Here is a 22,818-nt window from a genome sequence, read left to right on the forward strand (position 1 = left end):
TTACAACACACACTAGATGCAGCACGTAGAAAGCTGGTTGCCTGAGTTGCTGAAAAATTACAGAAGATAGGGGAGGGGTATAAAAAGAAAGCAGGTAACCTTTTGATTACCTGCTTTATACTTTGCTTGATTAAGCGTATTTATTTTTTGAAAACTTCTTTATTGCTACCACACGACAGCATGGCATCGCCAAAGTATGGGTTACGGATTTCCTCATTAGAGCTAAGCCAGTAAGCACCTTTGTTGTTAAAGGCCATCGGGCAATACTGGTAGTACAGCGTCTCATCTGCTGCATCAAATGCCTTAGCCATCGAGAATACAGCTTCTGATAGCGGTTGCAGGTTTTCACGCTGAGCGCCTAAATCTTCTGAGTTTGCGATCTTGGTGGCATTGTCTACTACCACAGCCGTTTTTTCTTCAGCAAATGCTTTTTCGTCGGTAGTAAGTGTGGCTATAGGCATCGCCTTCGCTACGGTAAGTACCTCGTTTGCTGCGGCTTTGGCAGCTGCGGCATCAGATGCTACCAGTGCGTCAGTTAGTTTCATGTACTGGTCTACCAGCTGCGAAACCTGCGTTTTTAGCGGCTCAGCCACATTAGAATAGTCTGGAGTTTCAACTACAACTGCCCCCTCAGCCTCGTCAGTAGCCATGTCATCGTGGTCCATGCCTTCGTGCATTTCTGCCGTTGCCTCTGCGTTTTCTGTATTGTTCTCAGAGCAAGCCGAGAACGTGAATGCTGCCACAACAGCTGCTGCAAAAAGTGTCTTTTTCATGTGTTGTTTATTATTAGTGATTAATTTGATTTACTTTATAAATGTAACTACAGCTCCAACAGCTGCATGAATCAGCCATTTTAGCCATACTTGCAATTTTGACTTTGGCTCCCCTTCTCCGATTTTATAACAATCCCTGATTAATACTTCAGGTGTTTACTTGTAACCTACGCTAGCTAGTGCACATGGCTCTCCACAGGTTCTGGCTTTTTTGCTTTATCTACCATTACCTGCCCCTCACGGTATGTTTGCGTTGTTTCGCCGCAAGTTAGCATGGCCTCGCCAAAGTATGGGTTACGAATCTCTTTCTGCTCGCTCAGCCAGAAGGCACCTTTGTCATTATTGGCCATCGGGCACTTCTGCTTATACACCACATCCTTGGTAGTACCAAAAGTCTCTACTGCATCAATCAGGTGGTCCGACAGGGGTGAGAAAGCTGTTCGCTGCTGCTCTAACTTGGTACCCTGCTGTATTGCCTCAGCATGTGTTTTAAGACCTGGCAAAAGCTGCATCCATTTGGCGTGTGTGCTGCCATCGAGTAAACTCATATCTACTTTGTTTATTACTTGTATCAGGTTGCCTGCTTGCTTACGCGCTGCAGCTGCATCAGAGGCTACCAAAGCATTTTTCAAAGTATAATACTGATCAACTGCTGCAGTTAACTGATTCTTAAACGCTTCTGGAACTTCCATTTGTTTATTGGCTGGCGCTGTCATCATACTATAATTACCGCTTAACTGAGCTGCACCGTCCACGGCGAATACACCATTCGTTACCACCTGCTCACCTTGGCTCAACCCAGATTGGATCGTGTACATATCGCCTATACGTGGACCTAACGTTACTTCGCGCATTTCAAAAGCAGGTGTTTCACGGTCATCCACTTTTACATAAACCACAGAGCGTTTACCTGTCCAGAGTACAGCAGAGCGCGGCACAGCCAGGGCATCTCCATTACCGGTAGCTTTGGTAGATGACTTAATGCGGGCATTCACAAACATACCCGGCTTTAACTGCTTGCTGGGGTTCATGATCTCGGCACGCACCTCAACTGCTCTTGTACTGGCATCTAGTACTGGTGTTACAAACTGTACCTTAGCTGTAAACTCCTCACCAGGAATGCCTGGCACAGTAAAGTTAACGGTGGCACCTTCTTGTAGCCAGGACAAGTCTGTTTCATAAGCATCCAGCACAATCCACACAGAAGATAGGTTGGCTACTTCAAAAAGTACTGAGCCAGTGCTTACATAATCGCCCACAGACACCATACGTTCTGTTACCACACCTGACCTATCAGCGTAAATATCAAAGTTGGTGATGATCTGGTTCGCGTTCTGGATGCGCTGTATCTGGCTATTCGACAGGTTCCAGAGTTTTAGCTTGGTTCTAGCAGCTTCGTACAGCTCCGGGAAAATGTCTCTTGATTTGGCTGCCTCCTGTAGTTCACGCTGCGCAGTGATCAGTTCCGGTGAGTAGATTGACGCCAATCTTTCACCTTTCTTAACTTCCTGACCTGTAAAGTTTATATATAAACGCTCGATTCGACCCGGAAATTTGGCCGTAATAGAAGATACTTTCTGCTCGTTCAATGCTACCGTACCAGTTAAAAGCAGCTCATTTTCCGGGTTTGACATCTGTACCGGTGTGGTCTGGATGTTAGCCAAAGCAATAGCTTCCGGTGTCATTTCGAGTACGTATGGGCTTGGCTCTCCAACACCTTGGCCAGCAGTTGTTACCGGAATCAGGTCCATGCCGCAGATTGGGCACTTGCCGGGCTCGTTCTGGCGAATCTGTGGGTGCATAGAGCAGGTATACTCTACCACGCCGGCTGTTTCGCCTTCATGGTCATGCGCTTCCTCGGCAGTCCTACCACCGAAAATGAGCCAGCCTAAGAACAGGCCAGCCAGAGCTACCAGTAAGTATTTCGCGTATTTCTTATTTCTTGGGTTCATCTGTTTATCGCTTTCTGTCATTTCGTACGCTAGTGAGAAATCTGGAGCAACTAAGTCTTCTTCAGATCTCTCCCGCAGGTTGAGATGACATTTAGTAGTTTAACTATCGCTGTTCATCATTCGGTTAATAGCCGACACGGCAATGTGCTGGTTTGTGATTGCCTGCAGCTGTTGCTGTCTGTAACCAAGTATGGCCTGGCGCTGGCGAAGTATTTCTTCAATGCCTGCTCCTGCTACGCTGTAGTTGGTTGTCAGCAAACGGATGGCCTGTTCGTTAAGCATAATCTGCTCTTCCAACAACTTAAGGTTTCTGGTGGCTCGCTCGTAGTCATAGAGTAGGTTAGAGAGCTCCGTAAACAGCATGTTTTTAGCCGCTTCTTTCTGCAGCACTGCCGCTTCTTGCTCAAACTTAGCTTCCTTTTTAGCTGCGTTATACTTTTTGCGGTAGATCGGCAGTGTTACGCTTACCATTGGCATCAGCATATTATCGCCACCCATCTGTAGCTGCGTCATTTCGTCCATGCGGGGCTTGAACACCATGTAATTTACACCCAAGCCAAACATAGGTCTGCCCATCAGCTGCGCCATGCGGTACTGTGCCTCACGTGCTTTCTCATCCCACTCATACATCTTCAGCATTGGGTGGTTCTGCAGGATAGAATCTTGTATTAGAGATAGCGTGGCCGGTAGGGGAATAGGTTGTAATGAGTCCGCTATCTGCACCGTCATATTCGGCTCACGGTTGAGTAGATTATTGAAAGCCACAATCAATGGTCTTTTAGAGTCACGGAGTAATTCCAATCGGTTCTCCAGGTCTTTCACTTGTACTCGGATTAAGATCACATCCACCATACTGTTACCCGAAGAAGCCATTGATGCCATGCCGCCGCCTGCCATACCGGTGTTACCAGATCTTGATGGCGTAGTGCTGCTTATTGATCGTCCTCCCATACCTTGCATGCCAGAAGATGAGCTACCAGTTGAGCCACTGCCCATATTTGATGAACTACCTGAGCTACGTTGTGGCGTACTTGGAGCGCCCCCTGCCGGAGCAGATTTATACTTGGCCAAAGCTACACGCTCCAGCGCCTGCAGTATCTCCAGTTCGCGTTCCAGCAATTGCACTTCTTCATTGATCTGGTACAGATTCAGCCAGGTGGTTCGCACGTCATGGTAGAGGTTTATCTTAGTTTCCATAAAGTTCGAGAACTTCATCTGCGCCATGTATTTAGCTTCGTCTTTGGCAGCACCAAGTGTCCCGAACCATGGGAACATCTGCATAATGGATGCTTCACCCACCTGGTTGCCCATCACCCTTTCCATGGGTTCCAGGAAGAAGCCGAAGTTGGCCTCGGGGTCAGGAAGGGCACCAACCTGTGGCACCTTCTGTAATGCTGCCTGGTACTCGGCAAAGCGGGCTTTCAGCAACGGGTTATTCTCTCCGGCAATTACCTGGTACTCCTGCAAGGTTTGCGCCTGCAGGGTAACTATGGATGCAAAGAGAAAAAGTATACTTGCTATTAACTGTTTCATTTTATATCACATTAAATACTCTTAGCCAGCTTTTCGCCTCGCCGGCTGGGCCATACTTTTCTCCTTGATGAGAGAAGTATGCAAAAGAATCAAGACGATTTTGTTTTTCGGGGGCCCCAACCCCCACTCGCTGAATGCTCAGACAAAAAATCGTCGGTGGTGCACCTGGCAAAAGTTTATGTTGCATAACTTTCATTATGCTAATTCTTTTACACGTTTGCCAACTTTTACCTCTTCGCGCCAGCTGTAAAGCACCGGCACAATGAACAGGGTGATCAGAGCTACTACCATACCGCCAAAGGTCGGGATAGCCATCGGGATCATAATATCGGAGCCGCGGCCTGTAGACGTAAGCACTGGCAGCAGGGCCAGCAGGGTAGTGGCTGTCGTCATCAGACATGGCCTTACACGGCGCATACCGGCCTCCAGCACAGCTTTGCGCACCTGCTGCTTCGACTCCGGGTGGAACTTCTCAAAACTTTGCATCAGGTACGTTCCCATTACCACGCCGTCGTCAGTAGCGATACCGAACAGGGCGATAAAACCGACCCAGACGGCCACGCTCAGGTTAAAGGTGCGCATCTGGAAAAGGTCACGCATGTTCGTGTCCAAGAACGAAAAGTTCATAAACCAGTCCTGCCCGTAGAGCCACAGCATCATAAAGCCGCCGGCAAAAGCCATGGCAATGGACGTGAAAATGAACAGCGTGGTGGTAACAGAACGGAACTGGAAGTATAAAATCAGGAAAATAATGAGCAAGGAGAGCGGAATCACGATGGATAGTCGCTTCTCGGCGCGCACCTGGTTTTCGTAGCTACCTGAGAACTTATAGCTCACACCGGCAGGCACCACTAACTCTCCGGATGCAATCTTTTGAGTGAGGTAACGTTGCGCATCTTCCACCACCGGTACTTCGGCAAACCCATCGCGCTTATCGAACAGCACATAGCCGGTCAGGAAGGAGTTTTCTCCACGGATCATCATCGGACCTGGACGGTACTCCAGATTAGCAATTTCTCCTAAAGGTACTTGTGCACCACTGGCAGTCGTGATCAGGATTCTGTCTACAGCTTCCGGGTTGTTGCGGTACTCACGGGCATAGCGGGCACGGATAGAGTAGCGCTCGCGGCCTTCCACAGTCGTCGTTAAGGCCATGCCACCCATTGCCACTTCGATATACTCCTGCACATCAGCTACATTCAAACCGTAACGGGCCATGGTGCGGCGGTCCAATTCGATCTCCATGTATGGCTTGCCCAAAGAGCGGTCAGCATACACAGCCTCCTGCTTAATCGATGGCACCTCTTTCAGGAAGCGCTCCAGCTGCAGGCTGAAATCCTCGATCGTTTTCAGGTCGGGGCCATATACTTTGATACCCATCGGCGCACGCATACCCGTCTGCAGCATCACCAGTCGTGTCTCTATTGGCTGTAACTTCGGCGCCGAGGTAACACCCGGAATATTAGCCACGCGTACAATCTCATCCCAGATATCATCCGGACTCTGTATGTGGTCGCGCCACTGACGGAAATACTCCCCGTCATCATCCGGAATCAGGTTACCAGCTTCATCGCGCATAAATTCGCCATCGTCGTTTACCGCGAATCGAACTTTATAGCCCTGCTCATCGGTAATGTACTCTGACTTGTACTGGATGATGTTCTCGTACATCGACATCGGAGCAGGATCTAACGCTGTTTCGGCACGACCCGCCTTGCCCACCACTACTTCTACCTCAGGTATGGCTGTGATAAGCATATCCAGCTGCTGCACGATGCGCTTGTTGGCCTCGACGCCGGAGTGCGGCATTGACGTTGGCATGAGTAGGAAAGCACCTTCGTCCAGTGATGGCATGAACTCCTCACCCATACCTGGAAAAGTATGTACCAATCCGCTCCAAACCGATGTGGTACGGATGTTAGCTCCTACTTTATCAAAACCACTGGCTACCCAACCGAACATGGAATTAAAGCCTACCCAGCTCAATAAACCAATTACCATGATCATGGCAGGTATGGCCAGGAACTTACCTTTATTGGCAAGACACCAGTTGAGGATGCGCGGATAAGCTCCGATGAAGAGAGCAAATGCTCCCAATACCAGACCGATGATAAGTAGGATGAACAGGAAGTTCACGATCAGGCTCACCGAAGCACCCAGTGGCATCCAGTTCTCCGCCAGCAGCCATGATACAGCTACTACCGCAATGCCTACCATCACAGGTGTGTTATACTTACCATAGCGTCCCGGCTGGTAAAACGTCAGCAGGTTGTTAGAAGCAATAAGGAGGAGCGTTATACCCGCCAGTGGAAGTATAAAGATGGCGATGGCACCCAAGCCCAGCAGCACCCAGTTCAATATCTTAGACCAGGAAACGTTCTTCGACTTAAGGCCAAGTATGGTATGGGCGAAGGCCGGCATGATCAGGATGGTGAACACCAGCGAAGCCACCAACGCAAAGGTCTTGGTAAAGGCCAGCGGACCAAACAGCTTGCCCTCTGCTGCCTCCAGTGTAAACACCGGCAGGAAGCTAACGATGGTGGTGGAAACCGCCGTAATAATGGCCGTGGCTACTTCCGTGGTACCTTCATAAACCGACTTCAGCAGCGACTGCCCCGGCGGCGCCTCATCAATATGCCGCAGCACGTTCTCGTTGAGTATGATTCCCAAATCCACCATAGTACCTATCGCAATGGCTATACCTGACAGAGCCACGATGTTGGCGTCCACGTTGAAGTACTTCATCATGATGAAGGTCATGAGCACGGCCAGTGGCAGCAGGGCAGAGATGAGCAGCGAGGCGCGCAGGTTATACACCATCACGATGATCACGATAATGGTGATGAGAATCTGAAATATGATCGCTTCGTTAAGCGTACCCAGCGTTTCATTAATCAGCTTCGTACGGTCGTAAAAAGGCACAATGGTTACTTTGGAAGTGCGTCCGTCGGCCAGTTTCTTGGAAGGCAGACCGGCAGAGATCTCGTCCAGTTTCTCCTTCACGTTGTTAATCACTGCCAGCGGGTTATCGCCGTAACGGGCAATTACCACACCGCCTACGGCCTCGGCACCGCTTTTATCCAGAATACCAAGCATAGAGCGGTCGGCTGGACCGATGTTCACACGGGCTATGTCCTGAATGCGGATCGGCACGTTGTTATTTACCTTCACCACGGCCTGCTCGATGTCTTCTATGTCTTTTACATAGCCCAGGCCACGCACCAGGTATTCCACTTGGTTAATCTCCACGGTGTTAGCGCCCACGTCTTGGTTGCTGTTCTGCAGGGTGTTCATCACCTCCATCATGGAGATGTTGTTTGCCTTCATGGCCACAGGGTCCAGGTCTACCTGGTACTCTTTTATATAGCCACCCACAGAGGCTACCTCAGCAACGCCTTCGGCACCAGACAGTGCGTAACGCACATAAAAGTCCTGAATAGAGCGTAGCTCGTGCAGGTCCCAGCCTCCAACTGGGTTGCCTTCTTCGTCGCGGCCTTCCAAAGTATACCAGTATACCTGCCCCAGCGCCGTAGCGTCCGGACCAAGCTTTGGCGTTACCTCGTCTGGCAGCAGGTCGGATGGCAGGGAGTTAAGTTTCTCCAGGATGCGGGAGCGGCTCCAGTAGTACTCTGTGTCTTCATCGAAGATGACATAGATGCTGGAAAAGCCGAACATGGAGGTCGAGCGGATGGTTTTCACACCCGGCATACCCAAAAGTGATGTTGTAAGAGGATAAGTGATCTGATCCTCCACGTCCTGCGGAGAACGGCCCATCCACTCGGTAAAAATAATCTGCTGGTTCTCACCGATGTCCGGAATGGCGTCTACCGGAACCGGGTCGCGGGGCAGGAAATCAACATTCCAATTAAAAGGAGCGGTTACGATACCCCAGCCAACGATGAGCAGCAGGAGCAGCGTAGTTACGAGTTTCTGCTCCAGGAAAAATTTTATAATGCTGTTTAACATGCTTTATTCGATTGAATATACGGAAGTACGGCTACCGGAGGGCAGCAACAAACTATACCAGCCCTAAAAGGGAGGCAGTAATCGAAAAAAGCAGGTTTATAGAAGGAAAGACTGCACCAACACCGGAATGTCGCGGGCCAGTGGGGGAGACTCGTATAGCGCGTATGCAGGTTTTAAGTCTGATTCAGGGGCAAACCACTGAAGTACAACTGCCTTTACAACAGCTATAAATTTGATGTCCTGCAGCTTTAAAAGGGAAATGTCTTTGTGCTTGGCCGCAACATCCAGCCGCTCCATAATTACCTGATGGTCTTCGCAGCAGCTCTTGTCATCGGCCTCTTTTTGTGCGGCATGGCAAGGAGGAAGCTCTTCTTTCTCTTTCTCCATCGGGCATTCTGCCTCAGCGCCAAAGAAAGTAATATCGCGCAACTCACCGCCACAAATATGCATACCCACAGCCATACCCGTCGAGGAGACGAGCACCAGCAGCGTAAGGGTTAGCAATAAGATCTGGCGGTATAATTTCATGTTTTGTTTTTATACTTGCTACAAAGGTATAAGGTGAGGCACAAGTATACTTACACAATTAACAAAAACTTTTACATATTTTCTCCTTCTGCACATAAATTGTGCCGCTTTAGCTGAAGTTTTATTCGTCAAAAGAGGGATAAAGCGTCATGCCGCCGTCTACGTAAATAGTGGTGCCTGTAATATAATCTGCCTCATCTGTTACCAACCAGGTAGCCACTTTGGCAATATCTTCCGGCTCACCAATACGCCCGTAAGGTATCTGCTTTAACATTTTTTCTCTACCCTCTTTGGTTTGCCAAACTTCCTGGTTGATGGATGTTTTGATGGCACCTGGCGAAATAGCATTTACCCTGATTTTATACTTTCCAAGTTCCTGCGCCAGCGTTTTCATCAGCATCTGTAAGCCAGCCTTAGCCGAAGTATAATTGGCGCGTCCTGCCCATGGAATGATGTCGTGCACCGAACTGATGAAGACGATATTCCCGACTGATGTTCTTTCGTCTGGCTTCACCTTTCGCTTCACAAACTCTTTAGCAGCAGCCTGTGCACATAAAAAATGACCTGTCAGGTTAGTATCCATAACTTTTTGCCACTCTTCTAAACTCATTTCCAGAAAATCCTGATCCTGCTGAATGCCGGCATTATTTACCAGTATATCCAGTTTGCTGAAGTTTTCTAAGGCTGTATCGATCAGTAGCTGTGCATCCTGTGGTTTGGCAACATCAGCCTGAAGTATAACTCCTTTGCTGCCTGCTTTTTCAATCTGTCGCAGTGTTTCTTTGGCACCTTCTTCGTCGGAGTGATAATTGATAACCACGTTGGCACCCGCTTTTCCCATGGCTATGGCTATGCCTTGTCCAATACCTGAGCTGGCTCCCGTTACTACGGCTACTTTACCCTTTAGTCGTTTATTTTCTAGTTTACTCATACTTAATACCTGTGTTCTCTGTCTCCAGACAAGTCTCTGTTTAATTGGTAAGCGGCGCTGATAAGGGCAAGGTGCGTGAATGCCTGCGGGAAATTACCCAGCTGTTCTCCCTTTAAGCCGATCTGCTCCGAAAACAGCCCCAAGTGATTCGCATAACCTAACATCTTTTCGAAATGAAGCCTTGCCTGTTCTACCTCACCGCTCTTAGCAAGGCTTTCGATGTACCAGAACGAGCAAAGGCTAAAAGTGCCTTCCTCACTATCAAAACCATCGGCTGCACCGTCTTTCTGGAGATAACGGTAAACAAGTGAGTCGGAAACTAAATGCTCTTCAATGGCCCTTAAGGTCGCTTTCCAGCGTGGTTCAACCGGACTTAAAATGCGCACTAAGGTCATGAGAAGGACAGAGGCATCCAACACATTAGAGCCTTTGTACTGCACAAAGGACTGCCGCTCTTCACTCCAGTAGTTCTCAAAAATTTCTTTATAGATTTCATCGCGTACTTGCTGCCACTCTGCCAGTGGAGCCGGAAAAGAACGGTTGCGAGCTATCAATATGGCTCTGTCGAGGGCAACCCAGCACATCATTTTGGAATACAGGAAATCTTTCTGCTCATGGCGTACTTCCCAAATGCCATGGTCCTTCTTTTTCCAGTTTTTGATGACGTAATCCACAAACAGGCAAATGTTTTTCCAGAACTCGTAGGTTATGGGGCCGCCGTGCTTGTTGTAGAGGTAAATAGTGTCAATCAGTTCGCCGTAAATGTCCAGCTGAAACTGCTTGTAGGCCGCATTGCCAATGCGAACGGGATCAGAGTTCATGTAGCCCTCTAGGTGCTTCAGTTCTGCTTCGTCCAGCTTTGTTTCTCCGTCAACAGCGTACATCAACTGCAGATCGGAGGCCGTTGTCATGTCTTTGCAACGGTCCATCAGCCAGGCTAGAAAAGCTTTAGATTCTTCTGTAAAACCAAGCCTTAGAAAGGCATACATGGTAAAAGCGGCATCCCGAATCCACGTATAACGGTAGTCCCAGTTGCGATCGCCACCAATAGTTTCGGGTAGGCTAAAAGTAGCGGCGGCAATGGTAGAGCCATGCTCCAGCGAAGTCATCATTTTGAGGGTGATGGCCGAACGGTGCACGATTTCGCGCCAGCGGCCTTTATAGGTGCTTTGCTCTATCCAATCGCGCCAGAATGCTACTGTTGCTGCAAATGCCTCTTCAGAATAATGCTCCAGGTCTTTTCGCTTAAACATACTTTCGTCTTGCGGCACAGCCTCAATGGCAAACACAGCAGACTCCCCTTGTTTCAAGGTCCATGTTCCGTGCACGTCTCCTTTACGAAGTTTCACTTCCTGATTGCTTAAAAACCGGAACTGGTATCCGTCAGAGCCTTTACTTTTGAAAAAAATATCGTCTTTCTCTTTGGTGGCTTCATGGTCGGCACGGGCGTAGTCGAAGCGTGGCTGGCAATCCATTTCGAATTCCATGTGCCCTTTTATGATTTTAAGGATGCGAACCACGGCACAGTTCTGCTCTTTCTTTTTTACAGGCATAAAGTCGGTCAGCTCGGCCATGCCATTGTCTGTAAAAAAGCGCGTGAGCAGCACACCTGTATCGGGTAAGTATAACTGTTTGTGATGCGTACCTTTGTCTGCAGGAGCAATGCTCCAGTAGCCTCCTTTGTCCTTGTCCAGCAAGGCCGCAAAGATGGTAGGAGAGTCGAAGCGAGTAAAGGGAAGATAATCCAGAGAGCCTGCTTTGGATACCAGCGCAACGGTGTGCAAGTTTCCAATCAATCCATAGTTTTCTATTGGCTGATAGGTTCGTTTCATAGGCAGGCATGTATAGCAAGCTTTATACAAAACGGCCAGCAAGCCTTAATGTTTAAGATTGGCTGCTTTAAAGCTACTCAAGCAATCAGAACATTAACTTATACTTGCTCCAACGCCTTTGCCTGTGGCACAGAAACCTGCAGATGCTCCAAAATCAGTTGAAATACGTCTGTTGCCTGTAGCTCAGATGGCAGATCTTTTTTATACTTTGTAAGCAGTAGGGGCCACTCGTTTTTATCTGCAGGCAGGTGGCCGTGCGAGCCTTTTATCAGCGTAGCATCCAGTGGTATGATGTTCATCAGAGTTCTGAAACCCAGTTTCTTTTTCAGGAGCTTTCCTACTACCAGCGGTACCGGGAACTTGATTTTAGGATCAATGAACATCTCTACCGGATCGTAACCGGGCTTCTTGTGGATGTCTACCATACGGGCATAGTCAGGAGCTTTGCTGTCGTCGAGCCAGAAGTAGTAGGTAAACCAGGCATTTGGCTTTGCCAACACCACCAGCTCTCCGCAACGTTCATGCGCCAGGTTATACTTGTTCCGTTCGTCGCCAACCAGTACCTCGGCCACTCCATCCTGCTGTTGCAGCAGTGCCTTTACATCAGCTATCTTTGATTTGTCGCGAATGTATACATGCGCCACCTGGTGGTCTGCCACCGCAAAAGCCTTGCTCATGGCAGTATCTAGAAGCTCTGTGCCACGCTCTGTGCGTACCTGTATGTAGCCGTGGTGCCGTAGTACACGGTTTAAGTGCACCGGTTGATTTACATCTGAAATACCATACTCCGACAACAGCATCACCTGCGCACCTTTCGCCTCATAAAAAGTTATCAAATCACCCACCACGGCATCTATTTCCTGCAGATCTTTGGCAATGCGTGGGTCTGATGGGCCCAGGCGTTGCAGGTTGTAGTCGAGGTGGGGGAGGTAGATGAGTGTGAGCGTTGGGTTGTACAGCTCATCCGTTATTTTTGAGGCATCTGCAATCCACTTGCTTGACTTTATACTTGTTTTCGGGCCCCAGTAATTGAACAGCGGAAAAGTACCTAATTTAGCTTGTAGTTTATCCCGCAGATCGGCTGGTTGGGTGTAACAGTCAGGTAATTTGCGGCCATCGGCCAGGTACTGCGGGCGCGGCGTTAAGGTATAGTTGGCAGAGGTGTTCATGTTGTACCACCAGCCCATATTGGCTACCGTAAATTCAGGATTGGCTTTGCGTGCTACATCCCATACTTTAGGAGCCTGCACCAGCTTGTTAGACTGTCGCCACAGCTTTACCTCGTCCTCATCTCTAAAGTACCAGCCATTTGCAACAATACCATGCTCTTCCGGCCATTTGCCGGTTAGGTAAGTGGATTGTGCGGTACAGGTAACAGCCGGAACAACAGGTTTAATACTTGCCTGCTGCGCCTGCTCAGACCATTTGCTTAAGAAGGGTGTGTTTTTACCTATGAGAGACTTCGTGAGCCCTACCACGTTCAGAACTACTGTCTTCTGCATTGTTGGTGTTGTTTATACTTTGAAGAACCCACTGCATTTCTCTTTTGATGGATTCCGGTAAGTCTGTTTTAATTTCTTCAGGCAGCACTTCCCAGGTATAAGTTTCTACTTCAAGATGCTGGGTAATTTGTTCTTTCCGGAGGAGTTGCAGCACTTGCGTTACATCTTCCTGTGTAGACTGTAATCCGTTGTACTGCTCCGTAAACAGCGGCACATGAAAGTGAGTGCGCCATTCTACGGCATTTGGTTTACGAATGTGCTGCAGCGCAAAAGTCAGGTCAGGGTACTGGGTCAGTTCACCATCATCGCTGCGTTCTACTACCTGGTGCAGGTAAGTAGACTCTGCCAGTGTAGCAAAAGACTCAGCCAGTTCGCCGCGTGTTTCTACATCCTCGGGCAGTTTTGTTTTTAACGCTGCGCTCAACTGTATCTTTCCGATCTTTATTCCGGCTTGCTTTAGTTTCGCAAAAGCTTCGCTTGGCTTTTCATAGGCCAGTGCAAAGTGGCAAACATCGTAGCAGAGCTGTAGGTGCTGGTAAATTGCTTCTCTGGCCTGCGAATCATCAAACCCTTCAGATTTCTGCAGCCGTTTTATGCCTCTTGGCAGCAACCATTTATCGTAATAGCTGATCACCTCATCGGAGTTTTCCAGGAGGCCGTCTGGTTCGGGCTCTATATCTATATGTATCTGTTTGCCGATTCTCTGTTTTATCTCGAGCAACGCTTCTACTACCTGCAGCAGGTGTTGGGTGCACGAAGTGTAAACAGAGTTCATTTTTGTTTCATCGGCATCTAATAACCATGGTTTGTAAGATAGGGGAGATGTAGAGATACCTCCCTCCATACCCGATGGCAGTAGTTCGGCAAGTATGTTTGCCAACCTAATTGTATACTTTACCCGATCCTCAGTTGTCCAGTCAGGTTTGTGCACATCGTCTTTTACCTCCTGGTGATGAAATCCTCCATACGGAAAGCCGTTCATCGTGAAAACGTACAGGTTTTCCTCGCTCAGCCATACTTTGAACTCCTGCAGGTTAGAGCCTTCCAGCAGCTCCTTGCTGGCCAGGTTAGACAGGCGCAGACCAATGCCGAACGGTTTGTCAGGAGAAAGGTCTTTTTTAAGCGGGGGCAGGTACTGTTTTAGCGAAAGGAAAACCTCCTTCCATGTTTCACCGGGATGAATGTTGGTGCAATATGTGAGGTGATATCCTTGTGCTAACTGCATGTTTTAACAGGTATTAAAGTGAGACAACCAGTTTATACTTCTTCGTTAGGCCTGGGCCAGTATCTGCGGCTGGTGGTTTATGTGTAACATCTGAATGGCCTTGAGCAATAGCAACTCATCCATGTGATGTACTTCCACACCTTTGCCAATACTTTGCAGCAGCATAATGGTCAACTGGCCGCCCAAGTGCTCCTGAAACTCTTTTAGCCCATTTAAAATGGACAACTGGCTGAATGGCTCGTTCTGGTGCAGCAGTTCTGGGGTAAATAGCTCAAAACCCAATATCCGTAGCACGTTCAGTACATCATTGCATTCTGCCTGAGTTATCATACCCTTTAAACAGGAGTAGGTTACATCCAGGGCAATACCGATAGCCACTGCTTCGCCGTGGCGCAGATTATAGTTGCTCAGTTGCTCAAGTTTATGCGCTGACCAATGGCCAAAATCCAGGGGACGCGAAGAGCCGGTTTCAAATGGGTCGGCGCCGCCGATGTGCTGCACGTGCAGTTTGGCACAGCGGTGGATGAGCCGTTGCATAGCCTCCATGTCACGGTTTGCCAATTTTACTGCATCCCGTTTTATACTTTGATAGAAGGCAGCATCTTTAATAAGTGCCACTTTGATGGCTTCTGAAATGCCGCTGCGCCAGTCACGGTCATCAAGGGTTAGCAGAAAGTTGCTGTCATTTATGACGGCTACCGGAGGGGCAAACGTGCCAATAAAGTTTTTCTTGCCAAACGAGTTGATGCTGTTCTTTACACCTACCCCTGAGTCGTTTTGCGACAGCACAGTGGTTGGGATACGAATATGACGGATGCCCCTGTGCGCGATGGTGGCTACAAAACCAGCTAAGTCAAGCACAGCGCCTCCGCCGATGGCAAGCAAATAGGAATGCCTGCAAACGCCAAACTCGTTTACCGCCTGCAAGATCTGCTGTAGGTAAACCGGGTTGTTCTTCGATTCCTCTCCTCCCGGTATCAACAATGGCTCTGCCACCAGGTTTATACTTTCAGTGTTGCTTAAAGCAAAATCCCGGATCTGCTGTAGCAGGTCCGGGTGCGTATTTGCCACGCCACTATCCAGCACTACCAGCAGCTTTGCAGGTGTGCCAGCTGCATGGCTTTGCTTTAAAATATCAGTTAGTAAGGTGTTATCGGTAGCAAAAAGGCTTTGTGTAAAGTACACCCCATACCTGAATTTTACTGTAAACTCTTGTTCTATCGTCTGGTTCATGTTCAGGGTGTTAGTTAAGCTATTGTAAGTGGCATTGTAAGCTAGTGTTGTATATAATAACTGATCTTGCGGAAAATGAAGCAAGATGCTTTAAAAAGGTATTTCATTTTATGTTACGCTAAAATTCCGTGCGATGTATAAAGAAACAGGTAAAAGTAAGAGCACGATCAGGCCGTATTGCCAACCAGCAAAACCGGCTGCTATACTAGCGTTCATCACGATCAGAGAAAGTATACCGGCTTTTACGGCTTTCATAATCAGTTGAGGCTCTTTGGCAGGCATGGCCCGCACCAGTGGAGGGAATATTAAGTATGCGAAGAGTAATAGGAACGGAATGCTATATATCAGGTTAAATTGAGGGAGTACAGCTAAACTGCAGATGCCTGCAAATACAAGCAGGTACATGAGCAGAGCACCTTTCAGGGCTGCTGTATTGCCTCCGTGTACTTCGCCGCGGCTCACCATGGTAATAGCAGCGATGTATACTATAGGAATAAAGGCGATAAACCACAGGTTCTCTACCATGGCAGGTATGGCGCTAACGCCCAGCAACAGGTTGCCGCCACGGCAGGCACCCATGTTCACAGGGCCTAAAAGCTTATTATGTTTGCCTTTCCAGTCGTAGAGCAGGGCGAGCAGGGCAACAGTCAGCGCAATGGCGGCACTTACAACAGAAACCTGCCAGGCAGCCAGTATGCCTCCAGCCAAAAGTATAGCCCCCAGTAAACTTGCTCCAGTTATACTTGCTTTTCCACTTGGTATGGGTCTTTCAGGTCGCTCTATTCGGTCCAGTTCGGCATCAAACACATCGTTAAACACCACACCGCCGCCATAAAGGCCTATGGTTGCCAGCACCAACCAGCCTAGCGGCTGCAGGTATTCCGGCATAAAGCCATTGTCCCATAAGGTAATAGAGTATAATGCACCGGACGCGGCAAAACCCATCATAATGTCTGCAATGGCTGTTACAATGTTTGCCGGGCGCATCAGCCTCAGGTAAGCTCCTATTGCTGCCATGCTTTAACGTACGATGTTCGACTCCAGCATGTCGCCGGATTTAATCTCGCCCACAACCGGTGTCTGGCCGCCACGCAGTACGGAGTTATCAGAGAATTTTTCGCGTTGGTCTACTGTGGAAGGTGTCAGCCAATCCGACTCGTGCATCTGACCGCTCTTGCCAAACGAATCCAAGGCATTCTGGTAGCATACTTTGCGCACATCTTCTATACTTATGCCTTTCTCCAGCATGAGCGAGGCAGTTTTAGGCACTGATAACGGATCGGACACGCCCCAATCGGCAGAGCTGTTCACGATAATGCGCTCAGAACCATACTGCTTCACAATCTCTACCATCCGTTCGTTGCCCATCTTAGAGTTCGGGTAGATGGTGAAGGCAGCCCAGAAGCCACGGTCCAGCACATCTTTCACGGTTTCTTCGTTGTTATGGTCAATCACCACCATGTCCGGCGCAATACCATGCTCCAGGCATACTTCCATACTTTTGATAGTGCCGGCCTTCTTGTCGCGATGCGGAGTATGCACCTGCACGGGTAAACCAACCTCTTTAGCCAGGTCCAGCTGTGCCCGGAAAAATTTATCCTCGGCAGGCGTCTGGTCGTCGTAGCCGATTTCACCTACACCTACAACACCTTCTTTGCATACAAAAAGCGGCAGCAACTCCATTACCTGCTCGGCAAGCGCCTCGTTATTTGCTTCCTTGGAGTTTAGGCCGATGGTGCAGTAGTGCTTAATGCCAAACTGGCTTGCCCTGAAACGCTCCCATCCAACCAGGCTGCTGAAGTAATCTTTAAAGGAGCCAACCTCCGTGCGGGGCTGCCCTAGCCAGAAAGCAGGTTCTATGATCGCCACAATGCCGGCCTGGCGCATGCGCTGGTAGTCATCTGTGGTCCGGGAGGTCATGTGAATATGCGGATCGATCAGCATAAGGTTGGGAGTATTCATAAGGCTAAAGGTTGTGAGTGTAAAGATTGGTTATGTGTATTGTTGGTTTGGTTAGTTCAGTGCTAAATGTCTGTTCCCGATCAGGTCCCAGGTAAGTTCGCCGCGTGTTACACGCTCTTTTAAAGCAGCGTGCTCATTTAGCAGTTCTTTTGCAGGAGCATATTGGCTCTGTGAGCAGGCAAGTGCTGCTGCCTGCTGCTCCAGCTCATTAGGCTGTTCAAAAAGCTTTTTAATGTCGGGCAGCAGGTTTGCATCCAGGTAGGGGCCAACAGAGCGCCATAGTTCCGGCGACACAGTACGGCCAGCAGCCCAACGCTCATGTGCATAATCAGAGAGCATGCGCGCCAGCTTTGGGTTTACACGCTTCTCAATGCCATAGATTCTATAAATAGGCTTGCCTACAAACAGGGTCTTCAGCACCATCTGGTTCCAGGCATCCTCTTCCATATAGTCGGCGGCATAAGGGTTGTCTAAAGCCACAGCTTCGAACACATCACCCATATTAGTGCGCACGCCTTCTGCTGCTCTTTTCTTAAAGCTTTCGGGGTGCGGCAAAAGAGGGAGGGCCGCATAAAGTGCTACCAGTTCACCCATGTCGGCTGTGTTAAACAGCTGCTCTATGGTTGCCAGAAAATCATCCGGGTTTTGGTGTGGAAACGAAAGTAGCAGAATTGTGCGTGCGGCTTGTGCGACTGACCAGTGTGATGGATTGAATCCTGTTCTGATGGTATTGGCTGTTTCAAGATTCTGCGCTGTGAGCGCTAACTTATCTTTACCCACAAATCGTGGAGCGGCACTGAAGGCCAGGTACAGGTCTTTAGGCTGCGCTGTTTCGGAAGAGAGCATTGCCGTCTTCTCAGAGAGCCATTGCTGTGCCTGCGGAGTTACATGTTTTTCTACCAAGCTCTTCAGAAAAGAAGAAGCTTCATAAATATCTGCCTGATACAAAACGGGTGAAGTTTTGGTTTTACTCATTTGTTCCGGTTTTATACTCAGCTTTGGCTAAACGGAAATGCACGGCAGCAACTGATCTTTGCCAAGCTAACAGCGTTTTAAGCTGTAAACTGCAAATAAGAAGTGTTCTGATGTGTAGATGTTTGGCCTAAAGTTGAATACTATATAGCAATCCAAAAATTGCTGTTAGACTTATACGAAAAGGTTATCTGAAAGTTGGCTGAGAATTGCACTGTTTGGAAAGGGTTTTCAGTATTTCAGACTAGAAATATTATACTTGTTATAAACGTAATGCGCTGATTTTATACTTGTTGTGAAAACATTGAAAAGGCCGTTTAAACTAATTTTAGCCACAAAAAAAAATATTCAATCCGTCTCTAAATATCTTCAGAATATTATTGGACAACATTTATCTAGTATTAACCCTAAAATTTTAACCGTTTACTCAGAAATACGTACAGTAAGAGATTTTTTAATTATTGAATTGAACTATGCGGGACTTTTCAACGTGTTAAAGTAGTAAATTGGTACAGATGAAAGAATTAGATAGACTTAAAGAAGGATTAGGCGAAAGCCATGTATTGCTTTACAAAAACGAAGACAGAGGTTTGAAATGCTCTTTTGTAAAAGAGGGATTAGTGGTCGATTCGTTTGTGATTGAAGATGATGTGTTGGCTAAAGCATTGGCCGAGAAAGGCCTTAATGGCGTGGTAGAAGGAAGTAACTTCCAGATGCTGCGCAATAATTATGATTGGTTTTCGCTAAGCGTAAAAACGAAAAAACTATATGAGGAACTGAAGTAGGCATAGCTACTCCTGTTATACATATTTAAACCGCTCTTTATCCAGCATAGGATAGAGAGCGGTTTTTTTCTTTTCGGGCTGCTAGTCTTATACTTTATACTTCATCCTATGAAAGCAGAAATTGTTAGTTTTGTGTATCTCCATTGGGTCGTAAACGAAGCATTTACTTAAATACCAGCCTATTCTGTATCAGTTTAAGTATAAATGGCGTAGCCTTGTAGAGCAAGAAGAAAAATAATTTCTATTAAGGGTAGAACAGTTTAATACGTGTGTGCTACATTTCGCTGGTAGTGAAAAGTTGGCACAGTACATCAGGTAAAACAATATGACGCAGTATAACCGGTGGTCGCACCCACACGACATTGATAAACGATACACAAAACGCGTAGCCTACTTTAGTATGGAGTTTGCCATACATCAGGCGCTAAAAACATACTCTGGCGGACTTGGCTTTTTGGCCGGCTCGCACATGCGCAGTGCCTTCGACCTGCGCCAGGACATGATCGGGATTGGTATGCTTTGGAAGTATGGCTATTACGATCAGGAGCGCAGCGAAGACCAGACTATGCGCGTGCTGTTCCAGAAGAAGTACTACAATTTTCTCGAGTACAGCGGCATTACGGTAGAGGTAGAGGTAAACGACCACCCGGTGCTGGTAAGGGCTATGGTGCTTAAACCGGAGATCTTCGGTACGGTGCCCATGTACTTTTTAACCACCGATGTGCCGGAGAACGACTACTTGGCCCAGACAATTACCCAAAGACTATACGACCCGGAGCCTATGGCGCGCATTGCACAGAGCATCGTGTTGGGTATTGGCGGTGCTAAGGTAGTGGAAGCATTGGGCGGAGCAGAGATATACCACATGAACGAGGGACATGCCCTGCCACTGGCTTTCCACCTGTACAAGCAATACCGTGATGTAGGCGAGGTAAGAAAGCGCATGGTGTTTACCACCCACACCCCCGAAAAAGCGGGTAACGAGGAGCACGATATCCATTTACTTGACCAAATGGGCTTCTTCAATGGTATTCCTCTGGAGGAGGCTCGTCGTATTACAGGCATGCACGCGCTTATGTTCAATCATACGCTGGCTGCGCTGCGTTTATCAAAGGTATCAAACGGGGTATCACAGCTGCATGGCGAGGTAGCCCGCACCATGTGGTACGACAACGAAGGCGTGTGTGAGATAAAAGCCATTACCAATGCGCAGAATGTGCCTTACTGGATGGACAAAACCATGCAGGATGCCTTGGAGCAGGAGGATGATGCAACATTAAAGCGCCGCAAGACCGAAATGAAGAAGCAGTTGTTCGAACTGGTAGCAAACCAGACCGGCAAGCTTTTCAGGCCGGAGGTGCTTACCATTGTCTGGGCACGGCGCTTTGCTGCCTATAAGCGTGCTGACCTGCTGCTGCGCGATGCGGAGCGTTTCTTCAGGATGGTCAGCAATCCGGATTACCCTGTACAAGTGATCTGGGCAGGAAAACCCTATCCGTTTGACCATGGCGCAGTGCAAACATTCAATAAGCTGGTAAAGATGTCTCATAAACGAGACAATGTAGCCGTGCTTACAGGTTATGAACTACAGCTTTCGCGTTTGTTAAAGCATGGTTCTGATGTGTGGCTTAACACGCCGCGGCGCCCACGCGAGGCATCCGGAACCAGTGGTATGACAGCTGCGATGAATGGCTCTGTAAACTTTTCGGTGCAGGACGGCTGGATACCAGAGTTTGCTAACCACGGAGAGAACTGCTTTATCCTGCCTATTGTAGACGTTACCTTGCCAGATCAGGTACAGGACGATGTGGATTATGAGAACATGATGCGTATACTGGAGCAGGAAATAATACCGACTTACTATAACAAGCCGGAGCGTTGGCTCGAGGTTGTGAAGCAGAGTATGCGCGATGTAGTACCAGCCTTTAGTGCTGACCGCATGGCACATGAATATTACGAACAGATGTATAACTACTAAAGTACAGATAAAGAAAAAGGCCGCTCAAGTATAAACTGAGCGGCCTTTTTTATGCTTATACCTTATGCTTTCTCAGGCGTCTTTGCCAGTGTCTCCAGCAGAAAATCCCAATACTTCTGAACAGAGCTGATCTGTACTTTCTCGTCAGGGGAGTGGGCTCCGGTAATGTTAGGACCAAAAGAGATCATTTCCATTTCAGGGTAGTTAGCGCCAAGTATACCGCACTCTAAACCGGCGTGGCAGGCGTTTACATGTGGCTCCTGCTTAAACTTAGAGCGGTACAGATCACTCATTACCTTTACAATAGATGCGTCTGGTTTTGGCATCCAGCCAGGATAAGAGCCACTGAACTTTACATCGGCACCAGCCAACTCCAACGCAGATCTGATGGCACGGGCAAGGTCCATTTTCTCAGAATCCACGGAGCTGCGGGTAAGGCAAAGTATGGTAAACTCACCGTCTTTTACCAATACGCGCGCCACGTTATTGGATGTCTGCACCAGGTGCTCGATGTCCGGGCTCATGCGGTAAATACCGTTCGGGCAAGTATACAGCACGCGCAGCAATTTGCCATTAAAGTCAGAGGTAGCTACCTGTGCAGGCGTCTCTATGCTGTCAAGTATAACCTGCAGGTTCGGATCAGTTGTGTTGTGCTCTTTTTTAAGTATAGCTTTCTGCTCCTCTACAAAAGCTTTAAAATCAGCTTCCTTGTCTGCTGGCACAGCTACTTCTGCAACACTCTCGCGTGGGATAGCATTGCGCAAACCGCCGCCGTCTATGTTTGCTACACGCACACCAAATTGCTCCGCTGCCTGCGACAGCACCCGGTTCATCAGTTTATTGGCATTGCCACGGCCCAGGTGTATGTCCATGCCGGAGTGGCCGCCGGTCAGGCCTTTTATACTTAGCTTATATCCTTTGGCACCAGCCGTAGTTTGTTCCTGCTCATACTTGCCTGTGGCTGTTACGTCCACGCCGCCTGCGCAGCCTATGGTCAGTTCACGGTCATCTTCTGTATCCAGGTTCAGCATAATGGTAGCATCCAGCAGGCCCCCTTTCAGGCCCATAGCACCGGTCATGCCTGTTTCTTCGTCAATGGTAAACAGCGCCTCAATAGGAGGGTGGGCAATATCGTTAGAGGCAAGCAATGTCATAATAGAAGCTACACCCATACCGTTGTCAGCGCCGAGCGTGGTGCCTTTTGCTCTCACCCAGTCACCGTCCACGTACATGTCAATGCCCTGAGTTTCGAAGTCGAAATCAGTGTCGGCGTTTTTCTGGTGCACCATGTCCAGGTGGCTTTGGATAGCAACCGTCTGGCGGTTCTCCATGCCTTTGCTGGCTGGCTTTTTAATAATCACGTTGCCCACTTCGTCTACATAGGTCTCCAGGCCAAGGCCCTCGCCGAATTCTTTGATGAACTGGATTACGCGTTCTTCTTTTTTAGAAGGGCGGGGTACAGCGTTCAGGTCTGCAAAATTGTTCCAGAGCGCTTTGGGCTCCAGGTTTCTAACTTCTGTGCTCATAGTTTGTATGATTTTGCGTGGTATACTTTATACCTGGCGCATCGGTTTTTGCTAATTTAATAAGTTTACAGGAGAATGCTGCATAGCTTGTTACAAATGCAGGCTTATACTTCTGATCGT

The 22,818-nt window shown here is 48.3% G+C and carries 16 protein-coding genes; 2 read left to right on the forward strand and 14 right to left on the reverse strand.

Annotated features, from left to right (window positions below):
- Positions 1 to 140: 140 nt before the first annotated feature.
- The 13 genes from H8S84_RS00240 to H8S84_RS00300 all read right to left on the reverse strand — a co-directional run bounded on the left by H8S84_RS00240 (position 141) and on the right by H8S84_RS00300 (position 18,412).
- Positions 141 to 773: a DUF3347 domain-containing protein gene (locus H8S84_RS00240; protein WP_187065269.1), complete on the reverse strand. Its 633-nt coding sequence runs from the start codon at positions 771 to 773 to the stop codon at positions 141 to 143.
- Positions 774 to 949: 176 nt separating this feature from the next.
- Positions 950 to 2,725, reverse strand: a complete 1,776-nt coding sequence (locus tag H8S84_RS00245) for an efflux RND transporter periplasmic adaptor subunit (protein WP_187066621.1) — start codon at positions 2,723 to 2,725, stop codon at positions 950 to 952.
- 99 nt (positions 2,726 to 2,824) lie between these two features.
- Complete coding sequence (locus H8S84_RS00250) at positions 2,825 to 4,258, reverse strand: TolC family protein (RefSeq protein ID WP_187065270.1); 1,434 nt, start codon at positions 4,256 to 4,258, stop codon at positions 2,825 to 2,827.
- A 195-nt stretch (positions 4,259 to 4,453) separates the two neighbouring features.
- Positions 4,454 to 8,224 (reverse strand): efflux RND transporter permease subunit, encoded by a 3,771-nt coding sequence (locus tag H8S84_RS00255; protein WP_187065271.1) that lies wholly within the window; start codon positions 8,222 to 8,224, stop codon positions 4,454 to 4,456.
- 96 nt (positions 8,225 to 8,320) lie between these two features.
- Positions 8,321 to 8,752 carry an HYC_CC_PP family protein gene (locus H8S84_RS00260; protein ID WP_187065272.1) on the reverse strand — a complete coding sequence of 144 codons (432 nt, stop codon included), beginning with the start codon at positions 8,750 to 8,752 and terminating at the stop codon, positions 8,321 to 8,323.
- Between the two features lie 121 nt (positions 8,753 to 8,873).
- On the reverse strand, positions 8,874 to 9,683 hold the full coding sequence (locus H8S84_RS00265) for a glucose 1-dehydrogenase (protein WP_187065273.1): 810 nt from the start codon (positions 9,681 to 9,683) through the stop codon (positions 8,874 to 8,876).
- Between the two features lie 2 nt (positions 9,684 to 9,685).
- The gene (locus H8S84_RS00270; RefSeq protein ID WP_187065274.1) at positions 9,686 to 11,515 is read right to left on the reverse strand and encodes a glycoside hydrolase family 15 protein; all 1,830 of its coding nucleotides are present in this window, start codon (positions 11,513 to 11,515) and stop codon (positions 9,686 to 9,688) included.
- Between the two features lie 98 nt (positions 11,516 to 11,613).
- Positions 11,614 to 13,017 carry an alkaline phosphatase family protein gene (locus H8S84_RS00275; protein WP_187065275.1) on the reverse strand — a complete coding sequence of 468 codons (1,404 nt, stop codon included), beginning with the start codon at positions 13,015 to 13,017 and terminating at the stop codon, positions 11,614 to 11,616.
- A complete protein-coding gene (gene eboE / locus H8S84_RS00280; protein ID WP_187065276.1) occupies positions 12,962 to 14,242 on the reverse strand; it encodes a metabolite traffic protein EboE in 1,281 nt (426 codons plus the stop codon). The genes H8S84_RS00275 and eboE overlap by 56 nt, the downstream gene beginning before the upstream one ends.
- A gap of 45 nt (positions 14,243 to 14,287) precedes the next feature.
- The gene (locus H8S84_RS00285; protein WP_187065277.1) at positions 14,288 to 15,475 is read right to left on the reverse strand and encodes a 3-dehydroquinate synthase; all 1,188 of its coding nucleotides are present in this window, start codon (positions 15,473 to 15,475) and stop codon (positions 14,288 to 14,290) included.
- A 108-nt stretch (positions 15,476 to 15,583) separates the two neighbouring features.
- The gene (gene eboC, locus H8S84_RS00290) at positions 15,584 to 16,492 is read right to left on the reverse strand and encodes a UbiA-like protein EboC (RefSeq protein ID WP_187065278.1); all 909 of its coding nucleotides are present in this window, start codon (positions 16,490 to 16,492) and stop codon (positions 15,584 to 15,586) included.
- Positions 16,493 to 16,495: 3 nt separating this feature from the next.
- On the reverse strand, positions 16,496 to 17,437 hold the full coding sequence (locus H8S84_RS00295; protein ID WP_222621544.1) for a TatD family hydrolase: 942 nt from the start codon (positions 17,435 to 17,437) through the stop codon (positions 16,496 to 16,498).
- 51 nt (positions 17,438 to 17,488) lie between these two features.
- Positions 17,489 to 18,412 (reverse strand): EboA domain-containing protein, encoded by a 924-nt coding sequence (locus H8S84_RS00300; RefSeq protein WP_187065279.1) that lies wholly within the window; start codon positions 18,410 to 18,412, stop codon positions 17,489 to 17,491.
- A gap of 512 nt (positions 18,413 to 18,924) precedes the next feature.
- On the opposite strand from H8S84_RS00300, the gene H8S84_RS00305 reads away from it, so the two are divergent.
- Together H8S84_RS00305 and glgP are read left to right on the forward strand one after the other, a co-directional pair.
- Complete coding sequence (locus H8S84_RS00305) at positions 18,925 to 19,194, forward strand: hypothetical protein (RefSeq protein WP_187065280.1); 270 nt, start codon at positions 18,925 to 18,927, stop codon at positions 19,192 to 19,194.
- A gap of 325 nt (positions 19,195 to 19,519) precedes the next feature.
- Positions 19,520 to 21,172 carry an alpha-glucan family phosphorylase gene (glgP, locus tag H8S84_RS00310; RefSeq protein WP_187065281.1) on the forward strand — a complete coding sequence of 551 codons (1,653 nt, stop codon included), beginning with the start codon at positions 19,520 to 19,522 and terminating at the stop codon, positions 21,170 to 21,172.
- Between the two features lie 62 nt (positions 21,173 to 21,234).
- On the opposite strand, the gene H8S84_RS00315 is transcribed toward glgP, so the two are convergent.
- Positions 21,235 to 22,698, reverse strand: a complete 1,464-nt coding sequence (locus H8S84_RS00315) for an aminoacyl-histidine dipeptidase (protein ID WP_187065282.1) — start codon at positions 22,696 to 22,698, stop codon at positions 21,235 to 21,237.
- Positions 22,699 to 22,818 lie beyond the last annotated feature (120 nt).

Origin of the sequence: Pontibacter cellulosilyticus, assembly GCF_014306105.1 — a bacterium.
Classification (GTDB): Bacteria; Bacteroidota; Bacteroidia; order Cytophagales; family Hymenobacteraceae; genus Pontibacter; species Pontibacter cellulosilyticus.

Bases quoted from the DNA above. Each gene is read 5' to 3' on its own strand.
- H8S84_RS00240 (WP_187065269.1), bottom strand. From the start codon at position 773: ATGAAAAAGACACTTTTTGCAGCAGCTGTTGTGGCAGCATTCACGTTC.
- H8S84_RS00245 (WP_187066621.1), bottom strand. From the start codon at position 2,725: ATGAACCCAAGAAATAAGAAATACGCGAAATACTTACTGGTAGCTCTG.
- H8S84_RS00250 (WP_187065270.1), bottom strand. From the start codon at position 4,258: ATGAAACAGTTAATAGCAAGTATACTTTTTCTCTTTGCATCCATAGTT.
- H8S84_RS00255 (WP_187065271.1), bottom strand. From the start codon at position 8,224: ATGTTAAACAGCATTATAAAATTTTTCCTGGAGCAGAAACTCGTAACT.
- H8S84_RS00260 (WP_187065272.1), bottom strand. From the start codon at position 8,752: ATGAAATTATACCGCCAGATCTTATTGCTAACCCTTACGCTGCTGGTG.
- H8S84_RS00265 (WP_187065273.1), bottom strand. From the start codon at position 9,683: ATGAGTAAACTAGAAAATAAACGACTAAAGGGTAAAGTAGCCGTAGTA.
- H8S84_RS00270 (WP_187065274.1), bottom strand. From the start codon at position 11,515: ATGAAACGAACCTATCAGCCAATAGAAAACTATGGATTGATTGGAAAC.
- H8S84_RS00275 (WP_187065275.1), bottom strand. From the start codon at position 13,017: ATGCAGAAGACAGTAGTTCTGAACGTGGTAGGGCTCACGAAGTCTCTC.
- eboE (WP_187065276.1), bottom strand. From the start codon at position 14,242: ATGCAGTTAGCACAAGGATATCACCTCACATATTGCACCAACATTCAT.
- H8S84_RS00285 (WP_187065277.1), bottom strand. From the start codon at position 15,475: ATGAACCAGACGATAGAACAAGAGTTTACAGTAAAATTCAGGTATGGG.
- eboC (WP_187065278.1), bottom strand. From the start codon at position 16,492: ATGGCAGCAATAGGAGCTTACCTGAGGCTGATGCGCCCGGCAAACATT.
- H8S84_RS00295 (WP_222621544.1), bottom strand. From the start codon at position 17,437: ATGAATACTCCCAACCTTATGCTGATCGATCCGCATATTCACATGACC.
- H8S84_RS00300 (WP_187065279.1), bottom strand. From the start codon at position 18,412: ATGAGTAAAACCAAAACTTCACCCGTTTTGTATCAGGCAGATATTTAT.
- H8S84_RS00305 (WP_187065280.1), top strand. From the start codon at position 18,925: ATGAAAGAATTAGATAGACTTAAAGAAGGATTAGGCGAAAGCCATGTA.
- glgP (WP_187065281.1), top strand. From the start codon at position 19,520: ATGACGCAGTATAACCGGTGGTCGCACCCACACGACATTGATAAACGA.
- H8S84_RS00315 (WP_187065282.1), bottom strand. From the start codon at position 22,698: ATGAGCACAGAAGTTAGAAACCTGGAGCCCAAAGCGCTCTGGAACAAT.